This is a genomic window from Streptomyces sp. NBC_00385 (assembly GCF_035917155.1).
GTDB classification, from domain to species: domain Bacteria; phylum Actinomycetota; class Actinomycetes; order Streptomycetales; family Streptomycetaceae; genus Streptomyces; species Streptomyces poriferorum.
In genome coordinates this window covers 627,354-646,719 of record NZ_CP107951.1, presented here as the reverse complement: position 1 = coordinate 646,719, position 19,366 = coordinate 627,354, and the positions used below count along the sequence as shown (strand labels likewise).

The 19,366-nt window shown below is 70.6% G+C and carries 13 protein-coding genes; 7 read left to right on the top strand and 6 right to left on the bottom strand.

The genetic code is table 11. The features are described 5' to 3' along the window. Positions 1–156 precede the first annotated feature (156 nt). The 7 genes from OG959_RS02895 (at position 157) to OG959_RS02865 (ending at position 9,759) form a co-directional block, all read left to right on the top strand. Positions 157–1,455 carry a cytochrome P450 gene (locus OG959_RS02895; protein WP_326656384.1) on the top strand — a complete coding sequence of 433 codons (1,299 nt, stop codon included), beginning with the start codon at positions 157–159 and terminating at the stop codon, positions 1,453–1,455. Beyond that, positions 1,452–2,708 carry a cytochrome P450 family protein gene (locus OG959_RS02890; protein ID WP_326656383.1) on the top strand — a complete coding sequence of 419 codons (1,257 nt, stop codon included), beginning with the start codon at positions 1,452–1,454 and terminating at the stop codon, positions 2,706–2,708. Before OG959_RS02895 ends, OG959_RS02890 begins: the two co-directional genes overlap by 4 nt. A gap of 59 nt (positions 2,709–2,767) precedes the next feature. Further along, positions 2,768–3,649 carry a TIGR03854 family LLM class F420-dependent oxidoreductase gene (locus tag OG959_RS02885; RefSeq protein ID WP_326656382.1) on the top strand — a complete coding sequence of 294 codons (882 nt, stop codon included), beginning with the start codon at positions 2,768–2,770 and terminating at the stop codon, positions 3,647–3,649. A gap of 220 nt (positions 3,650–3,869) precedes the next feature. Next, the gene (locus OG959_RS02880) at positions 3,870–4,844 is read left to right on the top strand and encodes an arabinan endo-1,5-alpha-L-arabinosidase (protein ID WP_326656381.1); all 975 of its coding nucleotides are present in this window, start codon (positions 3,870–3,872) and stop codon (positions 4,842–4,844) included. Continuing rightward, positions 4,826–6,277 carry a family 43 glycosylhydrolase gene (locus tag OG959_RS02875; protein ID WP_326656380.1) on the top strand — a complete coding sequence of 484 codons (1,452 nt, stop codon included), beginning with the start codon at positions 4,826–4,828 and terminating at the stop codon, positions 6,275–6,277. The genes OG959_RS02880 and OG959_RS02875 overlap by 19 nt, the downstream gene beginning before the upstream one ends. Before the next feature lie 122 nt (positions 6,278–6,399). Then, positions 6,400–8,457: a pectinesterase family protein gene (locus tag OG959_RS02870; protein ID WP_326656379.1), complete on the top strand. Its 2,058-nt coding sequence runs from the start codon at positions 6,400–6,402 to the stop codon at positions 8,455–8,457. Between the two features lie 294 nt (positions 8,458–8,751). Continuing rightward, positions 8,752–9,759, top strand: a complete 1,008-nt coding sequence (locus OG959_RS02865; RefSeq protein WP_326656378.1) for a LacI family DNA-binding transcriptional regulator — start codon at positions 8,752–8,754, stop codon at positions 9,757–9,759. Positions 9,760–9,881: 122 nt separating this feature from the next. On the opposite strand, the gene OG959_RS02860 is transcribed toward OG959_RS02865, so the two are convergent. The 6 genes from OG959_RS02860 to OG959_RS02835 are packed head-to-tail and all read right to left on the bottom strand — an operon-like array spanning position 9,882 to position 19,278. After that, positions 9,882–10,595, bottom strand: coding sequence for a GH12 family glycosyl hydrolase domain-containing protein (locus tag OG959_RS02860; protein WP_326656377.1), 714 nt, complete (start codon positions 10,593–10,595; stop codon positions 9,882–9,884). Between the two features lie 40 nt (positions 10,596–10,635). Next, a complete protein-coding gene (locus OG959_RS02855; protein WP_326656376.1) occupies positions 10,636–12,888 on the bottom strand; it encodes a glycosyl hydrolase family 95 catalytic domain-containing protein in 2,253 nt (750 codons plus the stop codon). Continuing rightward, on the bottom strand, positions 12,885–14,861 hold the full coding sequence (locus OG959_RS02850) for a beta-galactosidase (protein WP_326656375.1): 1,977 nt from the start codon (positions 14,859–14,861) through the stop codon (positions 12,885–12,887). Before OG959_RS02850 ends, OG959_RS02855 begins: the two co-directional genes overlap by 4 nt. Before the next feature lie 22 nt (positions 14,862–14,883). Next, positions 14,884–17,127 carry a WD40/YVTN/BNR-like repeat-containing protein gene (locus OG959_RS02845; RefSeq protein WP_326656374.1) on the bottom strand — a complete coding sequence of 748 codons (2,244 nt, stop codon included), beginning with the start codon at positions 17,125–17,127 and terminating at the stop codon, positions 14,884–14,886. Between the two features lie 58 nt (positions 17,128–17,185). Then, a complete protein-coding gene (locus OG959_RS02840; protein WP_306083925.1) occupies positions 17,186–18,157 on the bottom strand; it encodes a carbohydrate ABC transporter permease in 972 nt (323 codons plus the stop codon). Beyond that, positions 18,154–19,278, bottom strand: coding sequence for an ABC transporter permease (locus OG959_RS02835; protein WP_326656373.1), 1,125 nt, complete (start codon positions 19,276–19,278; stop codon positions 18,154–18,156). Before OG959_RS02835 ends, OG959_RS02840 begins: the two co-directional genes overlap by 4 nt. Between the last annotated feature and the right edge of the window lie 88 nt (positions 19,279–19,366).

Genomic DNA, 19,366 nt, shown 5'->3' with positions numbered 1-19,366 from the left:
CTCATCAATTGTGCCGAGTTGTCGTCCTGTTGTTCCGTTCAGGGTGTGGGATTGATCGCCGTTGACCGTTCCGAGGTCACACAAAATCCTTATAGTGAACATGCGTTGATCGCATGATCATGACGCGTGCAGCTGTCGCCACAGGAGTCAGGACTCATGACGCGCCCTTCTTCCACAGAGCCCGCGCCGACCTCCCCTCCTCCGCCTCCTCCCGGCTGTCCGGCGCACACCGGAGCCGTGCCGCTCGGCGGCCCCGGGTTCCAGACCGAACCGCAGGCCGTGTACCGCACCATGCGGCGTGACCACGGACCCGTCGTCCCCGTGGAACTGCCGGGCGGGTTCCCGGCCTGGCTGGTCATCGGGTACCGCGAACTCCATCAAGTCACCAGTGACGGCGAGCTGTTCCCGCGCGATGTCGGCCTGTGGAACCAGTGGCCCCACATCCCCGACGACTGGCCGCTGCTGCCGATGGTGGGGCGCCCCCTGCCGTCCATCTACTTCAGCGCCGGCGAGGAGCACCGGCGGCATGCCCGGATGGTCGGGCCGGCCCTCGAAGGCGCCGATCCGTTCCAGATCCGCAGCCACTGCGAGCAGTTGGCCGACCGGCTGATCGACGACGTGTGCAGCCGTGGCACGGCCGACCTCGTCGCCGACTTCTGCGAGCCCCTTCCCGTTCTCGTCCTCGCCCGCCTGGTCGGGTTTCCCGATGACGAAGGTGCCGACATCGCCCAGGTGTTGAAGGACCTGGCCGACGGCGGACCGGACGCGCAGAGCGCCCATCTGCGGTTCGGGGAACACATGGCCCGGCTGGTGGCCGCGAAACGGGCCGTGCCCGGGGATGACGTGACCTCCCGCATGCTCGCCTTCCCCGAGGCGTTCACCGACGAGGAGTACATGCTCGACCTGATGGCCATCACGGCCGCCGGGCACCTCACCACCGCCGACTGGGTCAGCAACTCCCTGCGGCTGATGCTCACCGAGGACGCGTTCGCCGACTCCATGGCCCGTGGCCGGCGCAGCATCGGTGAGGCCATGAACGAGGTGCTCTGGGAGGACACGCCGACCCAGATCCTCGCCGGGCGCTGGGCCGTACGGGACACCCGGCTCGGCGGTCAGCGGATCAAGGCCGGGGACATGCTGCTGCTCGGGCTCGGCGCAGCCAACACCGACCCGCTGATCCGGCAGGGCGTGTCCGGCACCGGAGGACCGGCGCAGGGCGGCAACGGCGCCCATCTCGCCTTCAGCCACGGCGAGTACCGGTGCCCGTTCCCCGCCCAGGAGATCGCCGAGATCATCGCCCGTACCGGCATCGAGGTCCTGCTCGACCGGCTGCCCGATCTCCAGCTCGCCGTTCCCGTCGACGACCTCGTACGACGGCCCTCCGCGTTCCTGCGTGGCACCACCTCGCTCCCCGTTCGGTTCACCCCCGTTCGTACGACAGGAGACTTCTCGTGAACTGCCCCCACGCCGCCGCCCAGGCCGCAGCCCCGAACGGCGGGACCGTCGTCATCGACCCGATGGTCCAGGACCTGGACGGGGAGACGACGCGGTTGCGCGACGCCGGACCGCTGGCCCGGATCGAGCTGCTCGGTGTCCCGGCCTGGGCCCTCACCCGGCACGCCGACGCGCGGCAGCTCCTGCTCGACCCGCGACTGGTGAAGGACCTCGACGCCTGGGGCCTGTGGCAGAGCGGCGAGGTGACGCACGCGTGGCCCCTCATCGGCATGATCGACGCGGGCCGGTCCATGTTCACCGTCGACGGCGACGAGCACCGCCGGCTGCGGACCAAGACCTCCCAGGCGCTCACGCCCCGCCGGCTGGAGGCGATACGCTCCGACATCGAGAAGTTCACCGAGGAGCTGCTCGACGCCCTCGCCGAGGGCGGCAGGGACGGGGCCGTCGTCGACCTCAAGTCGGTGTTCGCGCAGCCGCTGCCCATGCGGGTCGTCGGCATGCTGATGGGTGTCGATCCCGCCGAGAACGCCATGCTGACCCGTCAGTACAAGGCCTTCTTCTCGATGCTCACCCCGCAGGACGAACGCCTGGCCCTCCTCGCCGATCTCGACGTCTTCTACGCCGGGCTCGTCCGCGAGAAGACCGCGCAGCCGACCGACGACCTGACCTCCGCGCTCATCCTCGCCGACGAGGGCGGCGAGCCGCTGACCGAGGAAGAGGTGGTCGGCAACCTCAAGGCGATGGTCGCCGCCGGGCACGAGACCACGATCGGGCTCATCCTCAACGCCGTACGCGCCCTGCTGGCCCACCCCGACCAGCTGCGCCTGGTCCTCGACGGGAAGGTCTCCTGGGAGACCGTCATCGAGGAGACCCTGCGGTGGGACACCCCGACGACCCATCTGCTGATGCGGTTCGCCACCGAGGACATCCAGGTCGGTGACGGTGTCATCGCCAAGGGAGAGGGCGTGGTCATCTCCTACCGGGTGATCGGCCGCGACCCCGCGCAGCACGGCCCCGACGCCGACGCGTTCGACATCACCCGCGCCACCCCCATCCGGCACATGACCTTCGGACACGGCCCGCACATCTGCCCCGGTGCGGCCCTCTCCCGGGTCGAGGCGGGCATCGCCCTGCCGGCGCTCTTCGGACGGTTCCCGGAGCTGCAGCTCGCGGTCCCTGACGCGGACATCCGCAAGCTGCCCGTGATGACGCAGAACGACATGGAGGCCTTTCCCGTTCTGCTCAACGCCTGATTCCGCTCGGCTCGACCGCCCGCGCCTGCTCGGAAGGCGGCGCGCGTAGGGTGGTTGTCATGAGGATCCGCTTCGGAGTCGGGCTCGGTGCAGGTGCGGCGTTGTCGGATTTCAGCCGGATCGTCGACCGCCTCGAAGACGACGGTGTGGATTCGCTCTGGCTGTCCGAACACGTCTGCTCGGAGGCCGTGGACCCCTTCGTCGGCATGGCCCACGCCCTGTCGAGGACGAGCCGGCTCAAGGTCGGCACCTCGGTGGCGGTGCTCCCGGGGCGGCACCCGGTCCTGGTCGCCAAGCAACTGGCGTCCCTGGCCGGGCTCTCGCCCCGGCGCGTGCTGCCGGTCTTCGGGCTCCAGCCGGCCCGGCCCGCCGAACGGGAACTGTTCCCCGCGCCGGACGGGCGGCGCGGGGCGCTGTTCGACGAGTCGATGGAACTGCTGCGGGCCTCACTCAGCGGGGAAGTCGCGGGATTTGACGGGGAGTTCCTCAGCGTCGACGCCGCTCGGATCGGGCCACTGCCCGCGAAGCCCCTGGACGTGTGGCTCGGGGGCAGCGCGCCCGCAGGACTGCGCAGGGCCGGGCGGTACGGAGACGGCTGGCTGGGGTCCTTCCTCACGCCCGATGCGGCGAGGCGGGCCCGAGAGTCGATTCAGGCCGCGGCCGAGGAGGCGGGACGGGAGATCGAGCCCGACCACTTCGGGATCAGTCTCATGGTGACGGAGAACGGCATTCCGCAGGAGCTGGCCGAGGCGATTCACCGGCGCGCTCCGGAGAGCGACCCACGGGACCTCGTCGCCGACGGATGGCCGGAACTCCACCGGCTGCTGGACGGCTATGTCGAGGCCGGTCTCAGCAAGTTCGTGGTCTATTCCGCAGAGGGCCGGCCCTTCGACGCGTTCGTCGACCGATTCGAGGCCGAACTGCTGCCCCGGCAGAACTGAGACGGGCTGAGAAGGTCCCTGGGGAGATTCTTCTCCCGGGGGTGCGCGACCCGTTGACGCGCGAACTGTTCGACCCTACGGTCCCGTTCGAAGTTACGAGCGTCATTCGATATATCGAACAGTGCTTGCACTGTCATGCGCATGGCAACCATCCGTCTTCCGGCGGCGACTGCTGTACGAGCCCACGCTCCTCCCGTAACCGAACGCAGGAGGTCCCCTCATGAGCCGCACCACCCGCAGAAGGACCCTCGCGGTCCTCCCCGCCGCACTGCTGCTGGCCCTCGTGCCGGGCAGCGCGTCCGCCTACCCCAACCCCGGCACGGTCACCGGCGACATCGTCGTCCACGACCCCTCGATGGTCCGGACGTCCTCGGGGCAGTACCTCCTCTACTCGACCGGCGACAGCCTCCAGCTGCGCACCTCCACCGACCGCACCGCCTTCGGCCGTTCCGGGTCGGCCTTCAGCACCCCGCCGGGCTGGTGGAAGAACTACTCCTCGGCGTCCGACCCCTGGGCACCGGACATCTCGTTCCGCGGCGGCAAGTACCTGATGTACTACGCCGTCTCGTCGTTCGGGTCGAACACCTCGGCCATCGGGCTCGCCGGTTCCACCACCGGGCAGCCGGGCAGCTGGACCGACTACGGCACCGTGTACACCTCGAACGCGTCGAGCGACTACAACGCCATCGACCCCAACCTCTTCGTGGACGACGACGGCACGTGGTGGCTGTCCTTCGGCTCCTGGTGGACCGGGATCAAGATGATCCGGATCGACCCCTCGACCGGAAAGCAGTACGCCGGTGACACGGCGCGCCGCTCGTTGGCCTCCCGCCCCACCGGGACCAAGGCGGTGGAGGCGCCGACCGTGGTGAAGCGGAACGGCTACTACTACCTCTTCGCCTCGTACGACACCTGCTGTGCGGGCGCGAGCTCCACGTACAAGGTCAAGGTGGGGCGGGCGACGAGCGTGACCGGGCCGTACAAGGACCGCAACGGCGTGAGCATGCTCAGCAACGGGGGGACGCCGGTGCTGGAGTCGCACGGGCGCTACATCGGGCCCGGCGGGCAGTCGGTGCTCGCCGACTCCGACGGCGATCTGCTCGTCTACCACTACTACGACGGCCAGGACAACGGGACCCCGAAGCTCGGCGTCAACCTTCTGAACTGGAGCAGCGGATGGCCCGTCGCCTACTGACCCTGCTGAGCGCCCTCCTCCTCGCCCTGGTCCTGGCGCAGCCGGCACCCGCGTCGGCGGCCGAGGGACGCCCGTACGCCAACCCGGTCAAGGCGCAGAAGGGCGCCGACCCCTGGATCTCGTACCACGACGGCAACTACTACCTGGTGACGACGAGCTGGACCGATGTCATCACGATGCGCAGGTCGCCCACCCTGGCCGGGCTCGCGGACGCCCCGAGCGTGCAGGTGTGGAAGGGCGACGCGGCCTCGCGCTGCTGCAACATCTGGGCTCCCGAACTGCGCTACTCGGGCGGTCGCTGGTACCTGTACTACGTCGCGGGGCAGAACATCGCCGACTACAACCCGACCCAGCGCGTCCATGTCCTGGAGAGCGCCGGTGCGGACCCGATGGGGCCGTACACGTACAAGAGCCGGCTGGGCGGCGACTGGATGCTCGATCCGAGCGTGCTCGCCGTGAACGGCAGGCTGTACCTCCTCGGCAGCGCGAGCGGCGGAGGCACCCAGAACCTGGTGATCGCGCCGATGTCGAACCCGTACACGCTGAGCGGGTCCTTCTCGACGATCTCCACGCCCGTGTACGGCTGGGAGAAGTCCGGAGCCGCCGTCAACGAGGGGCCCGAGGTGCTGCAGAGGGGCGGGAGGACGTACCTCGTCTACTCCGCCAGCGGCTGCTGGACCCCCGACTACAAGCTCGGGCTGCTCACGCTCACCGGTTCCGATCCGCTGTCCGCCTCCTCGTGGACGAAGAAGGCGGATCCCGTCTTCCAGCGCAAGGACTCGGCGGGGGTCTTCGGGCCGGGGCACAACGGGTTCTTCACCTCGCCCGACGGGACGGAGGGCTGGATCGTCTACCACGCCAACGACGCAGCCTCGGACGGCTGCGACAACGGGCGTACGGCCCGGGCCCAGAAGTTCACCTGGAACGCCGACGGCACACCGAACCTCGGCACACCCGTCGCGCTCGGCACCACGACCGCCGGGCCCGCCGGGGAGACGGCGGCCACACCCACCGCCTACACCGTCGTCAACCGGGCCACCGGCAAGTGCATGGACGTGGCCGCCGGTTCGGACGGTGACGGGGCCGGCGTCCTCCAGGGCACGTGCGACGGCGGCAGCCGGCAGCGGTGGCGCGTCGAGGACCGGGGTGACGACACCAGCCGGCTCGTCAACGCGGCCACCGGGAAGGTCCTGGACACCGCGGACTGCTCCACGGCCGACGGAGCCGATCTGCGGTTGTGGTCCTGGCTGGACAACACCTGCCAGCGCTTCAGGTTCCTGGTCACGGACGCGGGCGGCTGGGTGCGCATCGTCAACCAGGCGTCGGGGAAGGTCGCCGACGTGGCCGACTGCTCGACGGCCGACGGGGCGGACATCCGGCAGTGGTCATGGCTCGACAACCACTGCCAGCAATGGCAGTTGAAGCCCGCCTGAACAGGCGCGGGCAGCAACCTTTCGGGCGGGCGGCGGCAACCAGTACCTGAACGGCATCCTTCCTCGACGGAATGGTTCAGGTCATGACAGCGCAACGCCGAACGGCGCAGCACACCCCCCACATGCCCGCAGGCAGGAGCCACCCCAGCCGTAGCCGCAGAACACGGCTGGGTGTGGCGATTGCGGTCAGCACGGCCCTGGCGGCCGGACTCGCCGCCACCACGGCGAACGGTGCGACGGATCCGCTGAACACCCCCTACCCCGCCTCGTCGGCCGCCTCCCCGGTCCGGGCCGGCGAGGCGGCCGACGGCTTCGCCTCGGTCGACGCCCTGGGGCAGGACGGAACGTACGGCGGACGCGGCGGCGAGACCGTGACCGTGCGCACCCTCGCCGACCTGGAGAAGTACGCGACGGCGGCGGAGCCCTACGTCATCGTCGTCGCGGCGGCCATCACCATGGATCCCAAGGGCAAGGAGATCAAGGTCGCCTCCGACAAGACGATCATCGGCTCCGGCACCTCCGGGCACATCGTCGGCGGCGGCTTCTTCCTCGGCCAGGGCGTGCACAACGTCATCATCCGCAATCTGACGATCCGGGACTCGTACGCCGGGACCTGGAACGACAAGGAGCACGACTGGGACGCCATCCAGATGGACGGCGCCCACCACGTGTGGATCGACCACAACGACCTGCGGAACATGGCCGACGGGCTGATCGACAGCCGCAAGGACACCACTTACCTCACGGTGTCGTGGAACCGGCTCCAGCACGACAACAAGGCGTTCGGTATCGGCTGGACCGAGAACACCACCGCCGACATCACGATCCATCACAACTGGTTCCACGAGACCGAACAGCGCAACCCCTCGACCGACAACGTGGCCCACGCCCACCTGTACAACAACCTCCTCCAGGACGACCCGGGCACCGACATCACCAGCAGTTACGGCAACTACGCCCGCGGTCACACGAACATGGTCCTGGAGAACAGCTACTTCGACGGGCTGAACAACCCCGTCACCCGGGACGGCACCGCCACCCTCGTCCAGCGCGGCAGCGTCTTCGCGGGTACGAGCGGACGCAACGAGAGCGGCGGCGGGACGTCGTTCGACCCGCACAGCTACTACGCCTACACCCTCGACTCCGCCGCGGACGTGCCCGCCCTGGTGAAGGCCGGCGCGGGGCCGCGCTCCGCCATCGCGACGGCGGCCGCCGCCGCCGCGACGACGCTCACCGTGGCCAAGGACGGCAGCGGCCAGTACAGCAGCGTGCAGGCCGCCGTGAACGCGGTGCCCGCGGGCAACACGGCCCGGACCGTCATCGCCATCGCGCCCGGCACGTACCGCGAGCTGGTGAAGATCCCCTCGACGAAGCAGAACGTCACCCTCCAGGGCACCGGAACCAGCCGCAGAAGCACGGTCATCGTGTACGACAACGCCTCCGGCACCCGGAAGCCCGATGGATCGGGGACGTACGGGACGGGCGGCAGCGCGACCGTCGCCGCCGAGGCGGACGGATTCCAGGCCCGCAACCTCACCATCGCCAACGACTTCGACGAGGCCGCCCACCAGGACATGAACGGTCTGCAGGCAGTCGCGCTGCGGACCGCGGCCGACAAGGTGTTCCTCGACTCGATCATCACCGAGGGTGATCAGGACACCCTGCTGCTCGACACCGCCGCCAAGGACAGGCTCGGCCGGGTCTACATGAAGAACTCCTACGTCGTCGGCAACGTCGACTTCATCTTCGGCCGGGCGAGCGCCGTCATCGACGCCTCGGTCATCACCCTGAAGAAGCGGTGGAACGGCAGCTCCGCCGGCTATGTCACCGCCCCGAGCACAGCCGCCGGCCGCAAGGGCTTCCTCATCAACAACTCCACCGTCAACGGCGACGTCTCCGCTGCCACCTTCTACCTCGGCCGTCCGTGGCACGCCGGCGGCGACGCCACGCTCGACCCGATGACCACCGTCCGCGACAGCACCCTGAGCGCCGCGATCCGGCCGGCGCCGTGGACCGACATGAGCGGCTTCTCCTGGAAGGACGACCGGTTCGCGGAGTACCGCAACGACGGACCGGGCGCCGGAACGGCGAGCGGCGACCGGCCCCAGCTCAGCGACACCGGGGCGGCGGGGCAGGAGGTGGCCGACTGGCTGGAGGGCTGGACTCCGTCGGCGTCCTGAGCCGGAGGCACTTCCGGTCCCCCTGATGTTCCGTTCCGGGTCCGGGCATATCGTGGCGGTAGCCGACACGGCTGCCGCCACGTTCCGGTCCGGGCCCAGCCACCGGAATCAGCGAGTCGAAGCGCTTCGACAGGGCTATGGACACGCTGTGCGGGCAGGTCTAGGCTCACATCATCCAGGCATGTCACAGGCGGATAAGGCGAAGTCGAAGCGCTTCGCCGCATCCGGCCGAAGCTGCCGGTGCAGGCCGGTCTCCGTGCCGGTGTCCGACGACGTTCCTTGATGGAGAGCTGAATGGTCACCCTGGCCGAGGTCGCGCAGCACGCCGGAGTCTCCGCGAGCACGGTGAGTTACGTCCTCAGCGGGAAGCGGTCCATCTCGGTGTCCACCCGGGAGCGGGTGGAGCTGAGCATCCAGCAGCTCGGCTACCACCCCAACGCCGGTGCGCGGGCCCTCGCCAGCAGCCGGTCGAACATCATCGCGCTCATGGTGCCGCTGCGCACCGACATGTACGTACCCGTGATGATGGAGATCGCCATCGCGGTCGCCACCACGGCCCGCACCCACGGTTACGACGTCCTCCTCCTCACCGGGGAGGAGGGGCCCGCCGCGGTGCGGCGCATCGCCGGGAGCTCGCTCGCCGACGCGATGATCCTCATGGACGTCGAACTCCACGACGAGCGGCTGCCGTTGCTCCGCGAGACCGACCGGGCCGCCGTGCTCATCGGGCTGCCGGCCGACACGGACGGGCTGACCTGTGTGGACCTCGACTTCGAGGCGACGGGGGCGCTCTGCGTGGAACACCTGGCCGGCCTCGGCCACCGTGAGGTCGCCGTGATCGGTGAGGCGGCCGCGGTGTACGAACGGCACACCGGATTCGCCGAGCGGACGGTCGACGGCATACGCGCCAAGGCGCAGGAGACCGGGGTGCGTGTGCTGCACCGCCCTTGCGAGGGCGGATATCCGGCGATGGCGCAGACCCTGTCGCGGATCTTCGACGAGCGCCCCGGCACCACCGGCTTCGTCGTGCAGAACGAGTCGGCGGTGGAGCCGCTGCTCAATCTCCTGCGGCAGCAGGGCCGGGCCGTGCCCGAGGACGTGTCGGTGGTCGCGATCTGCCCGGAGCAGGTGGCCTCCCAGGCCTCGGTGCGGCTCACCTCCGTGGCCATTCCCGCGCAGGAGATGGGGCGCCGCTCGGTCGAACAGGTCGTCGCCAAGCTCTCCGGCCGCGGCACGGACGAAGTGGAGCTGCTCGCACCCGAGTTGACGGTGCGTGAGAGTACCGGGCCCGCCCCGAGGTAGTGCCTGCCGCGGATGCGCGCACGAGCCGGCCCCCGTGCGGGGGCCGGCTCCTTGTGCGTTCGGATCAGCCGGACGAGGTGCGGATCAGCTGGAGGAGACGCGGATCCCGGGTCAGGTGCGGATCAGCTGGAGGAGACGCCGAATCCGTTCGTCGTGAAGTCCAGTCCGCCCGCCGACGAGGTGACCTCGTAGCCGAACTGGACGTCACCGATGGTCTCGTTGCCCCACCAGCCCTTGGTGTCCTTGATCCACTTCAGGATCGGCAGGATGTTCACCGTGCCCGCCGAGGAGTCCGAGGTGCGCAGGAACGAGAAGACCTGGTTGGCCCCGTTGTCGCCCTTGTAGACGGTCCAGGTGTGACCGCCGAGCGTCACGTTCCCCTGCGAGGTGCCCAGCGGGCCCACGGCGCCGTTGTAGTTGACCCAGAGCATGACCTCGTAGTCGTAGTCGCTGTCCCAGATGTCGTACGAGGTGTTGTACGCCCCCGACGACGGGACGGTGACGTTGTAGGTGCTGGTGAGCGACGACAGCGAGGTGATCGACTTGTTGACGACCTTCTTCGCGTTCGGGTACGACTTGATGCCGCCCGTGTTCGGGTGGTCGGCCCATACGCCCCAGTTGCTGGAGGAGTTGGCCCAGATGGACTGCGAACCCGCGCCGGATCCCCAGATGTTGTTGTAGAGGATGTACCCGTCGGAGGTGGTGTAGTTGCCCCACTGGTCCGATGAGGACCAGATAGCGGCCTGCGCGGGGGCGGCGGCGAAGCCGATGAGGGCTGCCACTGCCGTGGCCGGGGCCAGTACGAACCTGCTGAGGATGCGGGTGCGTGGTGCCATGGTTGTCCTTCCATGGTGGGGGGATGGGGTGGGGGGAGCGCTACCGCGGCCCCAGTTCGAGGACGCGGTCCACGCCGGCCTTCAGCTCCAGTGGGGCCGAGGGGATTCCGGCGGAGGAATCGGTGAGGATGCTGCCGTGGCCGGTACGGACGTCGACCCGGGCGTCACGGGTGGGATGGAGCACCGCGGTCGCGGTGCCGTCGGCGAACCAGCGCAGATCCAGCCCCGCGCCGAACCTGGTGCGCACGCCGCGCAGTTCGCCGCTCGGGCAGCCGGCCAGGGGTGCGGGCAGCAGGACCAGCCGGTGGGGTGTCGACTGGACGAGCGACTCGATGACCACTGCGGGCAGCGCGTGGGCGGCATCCGCGTTGTACACGTCGCGGGACGGATAGTGGGCGCTCATCAGTGAGTCATGGAAGAAGTCGCCCGCCAGTACGGCCTCCAGCGCCGCCGAGACCCGCATCCCGTCCCGCAGCCGTGCGGCGATCAGCGCATGGTGCAGATGTCCGTGCGCGGAGTCGTTCTCCGATCCGCGCAGCTCCAGTGCGCGATGCGCGGCACTCGCGAGCTCGGGGGTGTCGTACGGATTGATCGCGTCCAGCGGCCACACCGGATAGAGATGGCTGAGGTGGCGGTGGTCGTACGTCTCCTCCAGCCCCGGCCACGCCCACTCGGCGAGCGCGCCGTCCTCGTTGACCCGGTACGCGGGAAGCCGGTCCGCGAGCGCCCGCCGCCGGGCGGAGGACGGTGCGGTGGGGGAGCGGCCGGCCGAGGCGGTGAGGGCGTGGCGGGCCGCCGCGAGGTCCATCGTCGCGTTCACCGTCCCCCAGCTCGCGTTGGCCGGACGGTTCTCCGGTGAGTACGAGGGCACGACGGCCACCGTGCCGTCCGGGGCGGTGCGGGTCAGGAAGTCCTCGTAGAACAGAGCGACTTCGTGGAGCGCGTCGACCAGCCGGGGATCTGTCGCCCCGCTCGTCTCGGCGTGCTCGACCAGCGGCTCCAGGAGCCAGTCCGCACCGGCCGTCCACAGATGCAACGGGTAGGCGCGCTGGTAGTGGCGGGTGAGCCCGGACTCGCCGTCGGTGTGGGACGGGGCGACGATGCCCCGCGCCCCGAAGATCGCCCGGGCATTGTCCCGCCAGTCGGGCAACTGGCCGTAGACCAGGGCGGCATGGGCCTCGGACACCTCCGGCAGCGCACCGGCCGCCGCCGAGGCGATCTGGAGGTTGAGGTTGGCGTTGGTGGTGAACGCCCCGGACCAGGCGGTGTCCCAGTCGCCCGTCCACAGGCCCGTCAGCCGGGGCGGCAGGATGCCGGACGACGAGTACAGGTGGTAGCGCCCCGCCGCGAACAGCCGCTCCAGCAGGGCGGGGCTGCCCGGCCTGCCGGTCAGCTCGCTGCCGGGCAGCACGCGTTCCGCCGGGTCGGCGTCCAGCGTCAGGGAAGCGCGCGCGAAGGCGGGGCGGTGCAGGGCGCGGTGCCGGTCGAGCAGGGCCGCGTAGCCGTCGCGGGGCAGGGCGCCGCACTCGTCCCTGAGGTCCAGGCTGCCCGTGTGGCGCCGCACCCGGGTGAGCAGCAGCAGGCCGCGGGCCCCCTCGATCCGGATGCCCTCACCGAAGACGGACACCTTGCCGCCGTCCGCCCGGACCACGCTCACCCCGGTGTAGGCGGCCTCGCTGTCCGGGTAGCCCACGCGCAGGCTCAGCCGGCCGCCGTCGGGCGTCAGCACGGTGCTGCGGCCGATGGCGAGGTTCGGCGGGGCGCCGGGCAGCGCGTGGTCCAGGGTCAGGTCCACCGAGAGCCCGGGGCCGGTGACGTACTGGACGATCACGTCGTCGGCACGGGAGACGAGGACCCGACTGTGCCGGCCCTCGCACACGGCCGAGATCTCACCCGTGGCGAAGTCGACCGAGCGGCGGTAGCCCGGGGGCGGTTCCGCGCCGTCGGAAACGGGCGAGGCGTCCGGAGTCGGCCGGATCCGCGTCTGGAACGCCGGATGGAAGGGCTGCACCCAGGCCAGCGGCCGGCCCGCCCCGAACCGCTCGGCGGCCGTGGTGTCCCCGGCGAGCAGCGCGCTCTGCAGCCGGTGCAGCCGGTCCGCGAGCTCCGGCGGACGCAGCCGCTCCGAGCCGTTGGGCCGGACCAGGGCGTGGTGGTTGACGATGACCCGGTCGTCGGCCGGGTCGCCGTACACCATCGCGCCGTGCCGGCCGTTGCCGCCGAGGAAGGCGTCCTCCCAGCGGGCGGCGGGGCGCGGCTCCCACGTGCCGTCGACGGGCGCACGGGCGGTCATGGGGCGGTGCTCCGCAGCACGGCGACCCCGTGGCGGCCCAGCTCCACCCGGTCCTCGACCGTGCGGCCGGTCAGCAGGTCCTCGTACGAGCCCGGAACCGTCACGGTCACGGTGTCGCGGCCGTGCTGGAGGAGGAAGAGCAGGCCGCCGCGGCGGACCGCCTCCACGCCGTCGGGCAGTCCGGCCAGGACCGGTGTCACGCCGGCCTCCCGCACCACGTCACCGAGCAGTCCGCGCAGCGCCGCCGGTTCCGGCAGCGTCGACAGGTAGCGGGCCCGGCCCCTGCGCAGCACGGCGGGCAGCCCGGCCAGCTCGCCCGCCCGGTACGCGGCCACGACCTCGGTGCCCTCCGCGGCCTCCAGCTCCTCCGACCACAGGGTGCCGTCGAAGCCGTCGCACGCCACGGCCTCGCCCGCGTCCAGCGGCCACCACTCGTGCAGCGTGCGGATCCCGAACAGGGCGCGCAGCCGCTCGTCCATGCCGCCCGGCCGGATGCGGTCGTCCACGTCGGCGACCCCGCTGAAGAAGCCGCAGACGAGGGTGCCGCCGCCCTGCGCGTACGCCACGAGATTGTCGATCGAGGCGTCGTCCAGCAGATACAGATGCGGTACGGCGACCGCCTTGAAGCGGCTCAGATCGGCGTCGGGGCGGGCGAAGTCCGTGACGACACCGTTCTCCCACAGCGCGCGGTGCCAGCGCTGCACGACCTCGGTGTAGTCCAGCAGCGAGGACGGCCTGCCCTCCTGGCTGCCCGCCCACCACGAGTCCCAGTCGTGCAGGATCGCCACGTCTGCCGGTACGTCACTGCCCCCGACGGCCGGACCGAGCGTGGCGAGTTCCGCGCCCAGGCGCTTGATCTCGCGGAACGTGCGGCCCTGTTCACCGGCGTGCGTGAGCATCCCGGAGTGGAACTTCTCCGATCCCTGCCGGGACTGCCGCCACTGGAAGTAGCAGACGGCGTCGGCGCCGCGCGCCACGGCCTGCAACGACCAGAGCCGGTTCAGGCCCTCGGGCTTGGGGTGGTTGACGCCCCGCCAGTTGACCGGGCCCGCCGCCTGCTCCATCAGCATCCACGGGCCGGCGGCCTGCGAACGCGTCATGTCCGCGAGCATCGCGTTGTACTGGCCGCCCTGCGGGTCCCGGGGGTCCGGATAGATGTCGACGGAGACGATGTCCTCCTGCGCCGACCAGGCCCATGCGTCCTGGCCCGACCACAGCGGCATGAAGTTCGTCGTCACCGGAACGCGCGGGGAGTGCCGGGCGACGATGTCGCGCTCGGCGACATAGCACTCCATCAACGCGTCGGAGGTGAAGCGCTTGAAGTCCAGCACCTGCGCCGGGTTCTTCATGTACTGCGCCTTGCGCGGCGGCAGGATCTCCGTCCAGGAGTCGTAGCGCTGGCTCCAGAAGGCGGTGCCCCACGCCTCGTTGAGCGCGTCGACCGTGACATACCGGCTGCGCAGCCACCGGCGGAAGTGGGCTGCCGTCTCGTCGCACCAGCAATGCGTGCAGTACTCGTTGTTGATGTGCCACACGGTGAGTGCGGGATGGTCCGCGTACCGCGCGGCGAGGTCCTCGGTGAGGGCCGCGGCATAGCGCCGGTAGACGGGGGAGCTGGCGCAGAACTGCTGGCGCGAGCCGTACCAGACGACCGAGCCGTCCTCCGTGCGCGGCAGGGTCTCCGGGTGCCGCGCCCCCATCCAGGGCGGCGGGGACGCGGTCGGGGTGGCGAGCACGACGCCGATGCCGTGGGCGTGCATCAGGTCCATCAGCCGGTCCAGCCAGCCGAACTCCCGGGCACCTGGGCGTGGTTCGATCTTCGCCCAGGAGAAGACACCGAGGGTGACGGAGTTGACCCCGGCCTCCTTCATGAGCCGGGCGTCGTCCTCCCACACCTCCTCGGGCCACTGCTCGGGGTTGTAGTCGCCTCCGAAGAGGATGCGGCCACGGGCTGCGTCGCGCAGGGACGGCATGGCGTCTCTCGTTCCTTGTTGCTTATGCGGGTTCTGCGTACTGGATGCCGCGGCCGTTGGTGCCCAGATAGACACGGCCGTGGACACGGGGGTCGCCGGTGATCACTTCGCCGGTCCAGCCCCACTGGTGGGCGTCGTCGTTGATCCGGACCCAGGTGGCTCCCGCGTCGTCCGAGCGCAGCACCGCCACCGCGTCGTGCGTGGCGGAGACGCGGCCCGTCTGGAAGACCGCCGGGTAGCCGGCGCCGGGGCGCTTGCGGTCCCTGACCGGCGCGGCCCTGCCGAAGCCCAGGGCGTGCGAGGCCTGGCAGCCGGCCACCGCGGTGAACGTCAGCCCGCCGTCCGTCGAGCGGAACAGTCCGTTGTCCTTCGCGGAGAGCCACAGATCGCCGCTGCGGCCGGGCGCTGCCGCCACCTTGAACTGCACGTCACCGGAGGGGAGTCCGGTGGCGCCCGGGGTGAAGGTCGCGCCGCCGTCCACGGAGTGGAAGACCGCGCCGGTGTCGGTGTCGTAGACGTAGAAGCGGCGCGGGTCCAGCGGATCGGCGACCGGGGCGCCGCCCTTGGGGAACGTGGCGACCTCCGCCCAGCTCGCCCCGCCGTCGGTGGAGCGGTGCGCCGGGTACTTGGTGCCGTCCCAGTGGACGAACGACCAGAGCAGGACCGACCCGTCGGCGGAGACCGCGACCGGTCCGGGAGCGGATGCGGCCATCTCCGGCTGGGCGGCGAACGGCTGCCAGGTCCTGCCGCCGTCGTCCGAGGACGCCCCGGCGGAGTCCGACCCCGACGGCCAGCCCGTCCGTACGACGTACGAGGGCTTGAGCGCGGCCAGGGCGAGGCCGGTGGCCGTGCCGAAGACCGGGTTCGACGCCATGCCGCGCGACGGGGAGGCGGTGAGCGAGTCGTGGTACATGACCCCGATGTCGCCGAGGCCGCTGAGGAGCCGGGCGCCCTTGCCGGGCGGGGCGACCAGGAACCGTACGGACGACTCCTCCAGGCCCCGGATCTCCGGGGCCCAGTGGACGAGGTCGCGCGTGCCGAAGAGCGTCGCGCCGGTACCGTACACGATGTGCCGGGAGTCGAACGGGTCGACGGCCACGGCCTGGATCCACCAGCCGAACTTGGCCTCCCCGCCCCACCGCAGATACGGGGTCTCCGCGACATCGAGGACCGCGGTGTCCTTGAGCGAGGTCCAGGTGGCACCCGCGTCGGTGGACCGGAACACCGTGTCGATCTGCGACCAGCGGTTGTTGGTGGTGACCACGAGCGTGCCGGCGCGGCGCGCGTCGACCGCGACACCGCCGTAGCCGAAGCCGTCACCGGCGGCGGCGTCCGGCTGCACCGGGGTCACCTCGCTCCACGTGTCCGTCACCGTGTCGAGCCGGTGGACCGAACCGGCGGACTGCCCGTTGGGGCCCGGGGCGTCCGCATAGGTGACGTACAGGGCTCGGCCGCGCGCGTCGTACGCGGCGCGCACCGGCACCTTCGTCGCCGCGCTCCCGGACGGCTGCCCGGGCACGGCCTCCCAGCCGCCGGTACCGTCCGTACGGTAGAGCGCGCTGCCGCCGTCGCCCCAGCCCGCGTACACCGCCCGGCCCGCGGCGGCGAGGAACATCACGCCCTGTCCGCTCGCCGACGCGGTGGCGGGGAAGTCGACAGGCGCCCAGGTGACGCCCCGGTCGCTGGAGCGCAGCAGCCCGTCGTGGCGGGTGCCGAGCCAGAGCGTGTCGCTGTCCCGCGGGTCCACGAGCAACCGCTCTCCGGCGCCGCGCCCGTCCTCGTTGGCCCCCAGGCGCACCGTCAGGCCGGCCCGCTTCCACGTCGCCCCGCGGTCCTCGGAGCGGAGGACCGCCCCGGGGCTCGCCCAGGACTGGGCGTACGTCCCGCAGGCCAGGTAGAGGCGGTCCGGGTGCGCCGGGTCGACCGCCAGGGCCTCGATGCCGAGCAGGTTCCAGTCGTCCCAGCCGAGGTGGTCGGTGAGCGGGGTCCACCGGGCCCGGTGCCCGTCCCAGCGGTAGGCGCCGCCGATGTCGGTGCGGGCGTACGCGAGGCCCTTCACGGAAGGGTGGAACAGCACCCCGGTGACGAATCCCGTCCCGCCGATCGCGGCGGTCCGCCAGCGGTGGGGCTCGGTGGACTCGTCCCGGTGGTGTTTCGACGCGGCTGCGGCGGGGCCCGCGACGGGCAGGGCCACCGCGGCCGCGGCGACGGCCGCTCCCGCGAGCACGGTTCTACGGCTGGGCGTGGGCGCGGAGGAAGCGCGCATGGCGAGAACACCTTCCGGACAGGAGGGAGAGGACGAAGAGGCGCAGGCGTGTCGGGGATCAGCCCTTCACGGCGCCGGTGAGCATGCCCTTCTGGAAGTGCTTCTGGACGAACGGCGAGAGGATCGCGACCGGGATCAGCGCGAGGATCATGACCGCCATCTGTACGGCGAGGCTGTTGATCGACCCGTTGCTGACCGCCGCGCCCATGGCCCCCGGGGGCACCTGGTGCTGGAGGACCAGCTGGCGCAGGATCATCTGCAGCGGGTACTTGTCGCTGTCCTGGATGTACAGCATCGCGTTGAACCACTGGCTCCAGTAGCCGACCGCGTAGAACAGCGAGATCACGGCGATCACGGCGCGCGACAGCGGCATGATGATCTGGAGCAGGATGCGCCACTCGCCGGCGCCGTCGATGCGGGCCGCGTCGATGAGTTCGGGCGCGGTGTCCATGAAGAAGCCGCGCAGGACCAGCACGTTGAAGACGCTGATCGCGCTGGGCAGGATCATCGACCAGTAGCTGTCGCTCAGCCCGATGCCCGTGACCAGCAGGTACGTGGGGATGAGACCGGCGCCGAAGAACATCGTCGCCATCAGGGTCATCAGCAGCGGACGGTGGGCGTAGGAGTCGCGGCGGCTGAGCCCGTACGCGCAGAGGATCGAGACCACCATGCTGACCACCGTGCCGACGACCGTGAGGCCCACGCTCACGGCGGCCGCGCGGGTCACCGCGCCACCGCTGAGGAGTTCCTTGTACGCGACGAAGGTGATGCTCTTGGGCCAGACGACCAGGCCGCCCGCGTCGTTGATCGCCTTGGTGTCGGAGAGGCTGGTGACGAGCACGACCCAGATCGGGATGATCACGATCGCGCAGATCGCGACGAGCCCGACCCCCTTGAAGGCGAGTCCCGCCTTGGTCGGTTCCTCCTCCCACACCGGACGGGGTTCCATCCGCAGGGCGCGCTGGAGCGGAGTCTCCGCGCGCGGCGCGGGCTCTGCCGGGTCCTTCTCAAGTTCCAGGAGAGTTGTCATTTCTTGGAGTACACCCCCTGCTCGCCCAGCATGTGGGCGACCTTGTTGGCACCCAGCACCATGGCGACGCTGAACAGTCCCTTGAAGACGCCGGCTGCGGCCGCGTAGCCGAAGTCGCCGGTTTTGATGCCTGTCCACCAGATGTAGGTGTCCAGGATTTCCGAAGCGCCGGAGCCGACCTGATCGCGCTGGAGCAGGATCTGCTCGAAGTCGAGGTTGAGCGCGCTGCCCACCCGCAGGACGAGCAGGAGCGCGATGACCGGACGCAGGGCGGGCAGCGTGACGTGCCACATCCGGCGCCAGCGGCCCGCGCCGTCGACGGCGGCGGCCTCGTACAGATCGGTGTTGACGGCGGCGAGCGCGGCGAGGAAGACGATCACACCCCAGCCGGCGTCCTTCCACACGGCCTGGGCGGAGACCAGGAACTTGAAGAAGCCCGGGTTGGTCATCAGGTCGAAGCCCTCGTGACCGTGGTCGCGCAGCCACTGGGCGACGAGTCCCGCCCCGCCGAACATCTGCTGGAACACGGTGACGACGAGCACCCACGAGAAGAAGTGGGGCAGATAGACGACTGCCTGGACCCAGGCCCGGATCCGCGCGCTCATGATCGTGTTGAGGAGCAGCGCGATGGCGATCGGGATGGGGAAGAAGAGGACGAGCTGGGTGACGAAGATGACCAGGGTGTTGATGAGGACTTCCCAGAAGCGGTAGTCCTCGAAGATCCGGGTGAAGTTGTCGAAGCCGACGAAGGGGCTGCCGGTGATGCCCAGGTCGTACACGTCGTAGTCCTGGAAGGCCACGATGTTCCCGAGCAACGGGATGTAGTTGAAGATCAGCAACAGCGCGATGGCCGGTACCGTCATGAGCACCAGGGTGCGGTCGCGGTACAGCCGCTGGCGCCAGGTGATGCCGCCGAGCTGCGGTCCGGTGCCCGTCGGCCCGCTCTTGGCCGACCTCTTCTTCGCCTTCTTCGCCGTACGGGATCCGCGCGTGCCGATCGCGCGGGACCTGTCCGTCCGTGTGCCGCTTCCGTCCCGCCCGTCACCGCCGCCGCCGGCCGGGGCGCCGGCCCCGTCGGCGGTGCGGTCCGGGTCGGTCGTGACCGTGGCCCGTGGCTTCACCGTGTGCTCCCCATGTCGTGCTCTCCGCCCCGGCCGCCGGACTTCGTGCGCCCGGCGGCCCTTGTGCTGTGCTGCGTACGGTCGGTGC